The sequence below is a fragment of the Mycobacterium sp. genome (genome assembly GCF_035653355.1).
In the GTDB taxonomy this organism is placed as follows: Bacteria; Actinomycetota; Actinomycetes; order Mycobacteriales; family Mycobacteriaceae; genus Mycobacterium.
The window spans coordinates 1-4,497 of sequence record NZ_DASRBZ010000488.1 but is presented as its reverse complement, the minus strand read 5'-3'; the positions used below and the strand labels follow the sequence as shown (position 1 = coordinate 4,497).

The following is a 4,497-nucleotide window of genomic DNA, read 5'->3' as shown; positions in this document are numbered from 1 at the left end:
CGTGATCGGCGGCGGCATGTGCTTCACATTCCTTGCCGCCCATGGACTTTCAGTCGGTACGTCGCTGGTGCAGCCCGAAATGGTCGATACTTGTCGCAGGCTGTGCGAAACCTACGCCGACGTGATCCGCCTGCCCGTGGACATCGTCGTGGCCGATAGATTCGCCGCCGATTCCCCATCGAAAGTCGTGGCAGCCGATGCCATTCCGGACGACCAAATGGGGCTGGACATCGGACCCGGGTCCGTCACCCGGTTCACCACGCTGCTTTCCAACGCCAGGACAATCTTCTGGAACGGCCCGATGGGGGTGTTCGAGTTCCCCGCGTTCGCCGCAGGCACCAAAGGCGTGGCCGAAGCGATCGTCGCCGCAACCGCCAAGGGTGCCTTCAGCGTGGTCGGCGGCGGTGACTCGGCGGCCGCGGTGCGCGGGCTTAATCTTCCCGAGGGCGCGGTGTCGCACATCTCCACCGGCGGCGGCGCGTCGCTGGAATACCTCGAGGGCAAAGAACTGCCCGGCCTAGCGGTGTTGAACACCTGACGCGAAGGAGCCCGATGAGCCGCAAGCCGCTGATCGCCGGCAATTGGAAGATGAACCTCAACCACTTCGAGGCAATCGCGCTGGTGCAAAAGATCGCGTTCTCGCTGCCGGACAAGTACTACGACAAGGTCGACGTCGCGGTGCTGCCGCCATTCACCGACCTCCGCAGCGTGCAGACCCTGGTCGACGGCGACAAACTACGGCTCACCTACGGCGGCCAGGACCTGTCGCCACACGACTCCGGCGCCTACACCGGCGACATCAGCGGCGCGTTCCTCGCCAAACTGGGGTGCACCTACGTCGTCGTCGGGCACTCCGAGCGGCGCACCTACCACAACGAGGACGACGCGCTGGTGGCCGCCAAAGCCGCCGCCGCGCTCAAGCACGGGCTCATACCCATCGTGTGCATCGGCGAACACCTTGAGGTGCGTGAAGCTGGCGACCACGTGAGCCACAACGTCGAGCAGCTGCGCGGTTCGCTCGCGGGGCTTTCGGCCGACCAGATCGGCACGGTTGTCATCGCCTACGAGCCGGTGTGGGCCATCGGGACCGGGCGGGTGGCCAGCGCCGCCGACGCGCAGGAGGTGTGCGCGGCGATTCGCAAGGAACTGGGTGCGCTGGCGTCACCGCCGATCGCCGATACCGTGCGGGTACTCTACGGCGGGTCGGTCAACGCCAAGAACATCGGCGACATCATCGCGTGCGACGACGTCGACGGGGCCCTGGTCGGCGGTGCCTCGTTAGACGGGGAGGAGTATGCGAAGCTGTGCGCCATCGCCGCCGGGGGGCCGCTGCCGTAGGCGTCGCCGGGCTGCGTAGTCAGCTCATCAACGGCGTGGGCTCCCGCGCCGAACGCGGTTGCTGCGCGGCCTCTTCGATCAACTGCTGGATGCGGGGCAAGGCAACGCGCATCGCTAACGCCAACGTCGCCTCATCGTCGGCGGAGAGTGTTTTCAGCAGCCCGACAAGGCGGTCGTCGAGCGACTTCCTCAGCTCCGACAGGAAGGTCCGCCCGCGACCCGAGATCTCGACCAGGGTGGCACGCCGGTCCTCGGGGTCGGGAAGGCGAGCAACCAAGCCTTCGCGCTCCAATCGCGCAACCAGTTGCGTCATCGCCGGCTGACTGACACCACTGGCGTCCGCCAACACGGTCAGCCGAGTCGGACCATCGTCGGCCAGCCGCGCCAGAACCGAGCTCGACGTCAGGCTTTGGCCATGGGCCAGGTGACGCACCCGCAGCCGTGCCGCAGCATGCAGTGCCGCAACGATGTGCTCTCTGTTTTGCGAGTCCCGCTCCATTCGCACCTGACCTATATCAAATGCCTATGCACACAGCGCGGAATTCCTATGAATTCCCTATGCACCACAAAGACAGGCAAGTCGGAAGCCTAGCCTGGTAGATAAGTAGCTTATATTAAGGGGGAGGAATTATGGGGGAGGGTAGACGCCGTCTGTCGCCCGACCACCGGCGTGCCGAGCTGCTTGCCTGGGGCGCTGAGATGTTCGGGCGAAGACCTTACGACGAGGTGCGCATCGACGAGGTTGCCGAGTGCGCGGGCGTATCTCGCGCTCTGATGTACCACTACTTCCCGGATAAGCGAGCGTTCTTCGACGCGGTAGTCGACGCCGAGGCTGAGCGCTTGTTCGAAGCCACCAGCCTTTCGCGGGGACCGCACCAGAGGCTATTCCAAAGTGTTCGCACCGCCGTGCTCGCCTGCCTGGACTATCACGAACGCCATCCCAACAGCGTGTGGGCCGCCTACCTCGGTGTGAGTCGCGCCGACCCGCTGCTGCTGGCGATCGAAGAAGTGGTCATCGACCGGCAGATGCCGCGAATCATGGCCCTGATCACCGAGGTGGTGCCGGGCCGGGAGCAGGGTTTGGACGGCTCCATGGCGCGAGCACTGCGAATGAGTGTGGCGGGATGGCTGGCATTCACGTTCGAGGTGTGCCGGCAGCGGATCACAGACCCCGTAATCGACGCCGGATTGCTGGGTGATGTCTGCGCCCACGCCCTGCTGGACACGATCGCCCGGCTGCCCGGGGTTCCTGCCGAACTGGCCGAGGCGGTGGCACCCGAACGGCGCTGACCAGGTTACTGCCAGACCGACCGGCCGCCGTTCGCCCAGGCCGCGGTCCTCTCGGGGGCTCCACCCGGTAAGGTGGCGGCCATGGAGTTGGCCCTGCAAATCATCCTGGTGATCACCAGCGTGCTGGTGGTGCTCCTGGTGCTATTGCATCGCGCCAAGGGTGGGGGCCTTTCGACACTGTTCGGCGGCGGCGTGCAATCCAGCCTGTCCGGGTCGACGGTCGTCGAGAAAAACCTGGACCGGTTGACCCTATTCGTCACCGGCATCTGGCTGGTGTCCATCATCGGGATGGCCCTGATGATCAAGTACCGCTAAACAGGCGAGCGCGGGCAGTCGGCGTCACACTGGGACGCATGGCTGGGGTCTCCGACGCTGGGCTGGAGCCGGTCGGCGCCGTCCAACGCACGCGGGTGGGCCGGGAAGCCACCGAGCCGATGCGCGAGGACATCCGGCTGCTCGGCGCGATACTCGGCGACACCGTTCGCGAGCAGAACGGCGACGAGGTGTTCGAACTCGTCGAGCGTGCCCGGGTGGAGTCGTTTCGGCTGCGACGCTCGGAGATCGAGCGCGCCGACCTGGCCCGAATGTTCTCAGGTCTCGACATCCACCTGGCCATCCCGGTGATCCGGGCCTTCACTCACTTCGCGCTGCTGGCCAATGTGGCGGAAGACATTCACCGTGAGCGGCGCCGCGCCATCCACATCGCCGCCGGTGAGCCGCCGCAGGACAGCAGCCTCGCCGCCACGTATCGCAAACTCGATGCCGCCGACATCGACTCGGCCACAGTGGCCGCAGCCCTGGCCGACGCATTGGTCTCGCCGGTCATCACCGCGCACCCGACCGAGACGCGGCGTCGCACCGTCTTCGCCACGCAGCACCGGATCACCGAGTTGATGCGGCTGCGCGCTTCAGGACGCACCGAGACCGACGACGGCCGCGCCATCGAACCGGAGTTGCGTCGCCAGGTGCTGACGCTGTGGCAGACCGCGCTGGTCCGACTGTCGCGGCTGCAGATCTCCGACGAGATCGAAGTCGGGCTGCGCTACTACCCGGCCGCCTTTTTCGACGTCATCCCGAAGATCAACGCCGAAGTGCGGGAGCAGTTGCGCGCTCGGTGGCCGGACGCAAACCTGCTCTGCGAGCCCATCCTGCGGCCGGGGTCCTGGATCGGCGGTGACCGCGACGGCAACCCGAACGTGACCGCCGACGTGGTGCGGCTGGCCACCGCCAGCGCGGCCTACACCGCGCTGGCGCACTACTTCGCGGAGCTGACCGCGCTGGAAGAGGAGCTGTCGATGTCGGCGCGGCTGGTCACGGTCACTTCCGAACTGGCCGCGCTCTCCGACGCCTGCCACGAACCGGCCCGCGCCGACGAACCCTACCGGCGGGCGTTGCGGGTGATCCGCGCCCGGCTCACCTCGACCGCGGCCGCGATCCTCGATCGCCAGCCGGCCCAGCAGCTCGACCTGGCCCTGCCCCGGTACATGACACCGGGGCAGTTGCGGGCCGATCTCGACACCATCGATGCCTCGCTGCGCCGCCACGGCAGCGCGCTGCTCGCTGAACACCGGCTGGCCGCGTTGCGAGAATCCGTGCATGTCTTCGGTTTTCACCTGTGCGGCCTGGACCTGCGGCAGAACTCCGACGGTCACGAAGAAGTCGTTGCCGAGCTGCTGGCATGGGCCGGGGTGGACCCGGACTACTCGTCGCTGCCAGAAGACCAGCGGGTGGCGCTGCTGGCCGGCGAACTCGGCACCCGGCGGCCGCTGCTCAGCGACCGCGCCCAACTTTCCGAGCTGGCCAGGCGGGAGCTCGACATCATCGCGGCCGCTGGGCGCGCGGTCGAGGTCTACGGCCCGCACGCGGTGC

The 4,497-nt window shown here is 67.0% G+C and carries 6 protein-coding genes; 5 read left to right on the top strand and 1 reads right to left on the bottom strand.

The features are described from left to right. Both pgk and tpiA read left to right on the top strand, forming a co-directional pair. A partial coding sequence (gene pgk / locus VFA16_RS16885; protein ID WP_324968923.1) for a phosphoglycerate kinase occupies window positions 1-538 on the top strand: 538 nt, incomplete at its 5' end. Between the two features lie 14 nt (window positions 539-552). Beyond that, window positions 553-1,338, top strand: a complete 786-nt coding sequence (gene tpiA, locus VFA16_RS16880) for a triose-phosphate isomerase (RefSeq protein ID WP_324968922.1) — start codon at window positions 553-555, stop codon at window positions 1,336-1,338. 19 nt (window positions 1,339-1,357) lie between these two features. On the opposite strand, the gene VFA16_RS16875 is transcribed toward tpiA, so the two are convergent. Next, window positions 1,358-1,837: a MarR family winged helix-turn-helix transcriptional regulator gene (locus VFA16_RS16875; RefSeq protein WP_324968921.1), complete on the bottom strand. Its 480-nt coding sequence runs from the start codon at window positions 1,835-1,837 to the stop codon at window positions 1,358-1,360. A 131-nt stretch (window positions 1,838-1,968) separates the two neighbouring features. Between VFA16_RS16875 and VFA16_RS16870 the strand changes: the two genes are divergently transcribed. From VFA16_RS16870 to VFA16_RS16860, 3 genes are all read left to right on the top strand, one after another. Continuing rightward, window positions 1,969-2,628 carry a helix-turn-helix domain-containing protein gene (locus VFA16_RS16870; protein ID WP_324968920.1) on the top strand — a complete coding sequence of 220 codons (660 nt, stop codon included), beginning with the start codon at window positions 1,969-1,971 and terminating at the stop codon, window positions 2,626-2,628. An 81-nt stretch (window positions 2,629-2,709) separates the two neighbouring features. Next, a complete protein-coding gene (gene secG, locus VFA16_RS16865) occupies window positions 2,710-2,943 on the top strand; it encodes a preprotein translocase subunit SecG (protein WP_324968919.1) in 234 nt (77 codons plus the stop codon). Window positions 2,944-2,981: 38 nt separating this feature from the next. Further along, on the top strand, window positions 2,982-4,497 hold a 1,516-nt coding region (locus tag VFA16_RS16860), incomplete at its 3' end, for a phosphoenolpyruvate carboxylase (RefSeq protein ID WP_324968918.1).

What these genes read in the sequence shown, in the direction of transcription:
- tpiA (WP_324968922.1), top strand. Translation starts at nt 553, where the DNA reads ATGAGCCGCAAGCCGCTGATCGCCGGCAATTGGAAGATGAACCTCAAC.
- VFA16_RS16875 (WP_324968921.1), bottom strand. Translation starts at nt 1,837, where the DNA reads ATGGAGCGGGACTCGCAAAACAGAGAGCACATCGTTGCGGCACTGCAT.
- VFA16_RS16870 (WP_324968920.1), top strand. Translation starts at nt 1,969, where the DNA reads ATGGGGGAGGGTAGACGCCGTCTGTCGCCCGACCACCGGCGTGCCGAG.
- secG (WP_324968919.1), top strand. Translation starts at nt 2,710, where the DNA reads ATGGAGTTGGCCCTGCAAATCATCCTGGTGATCACCAGCGTGCTGGTG.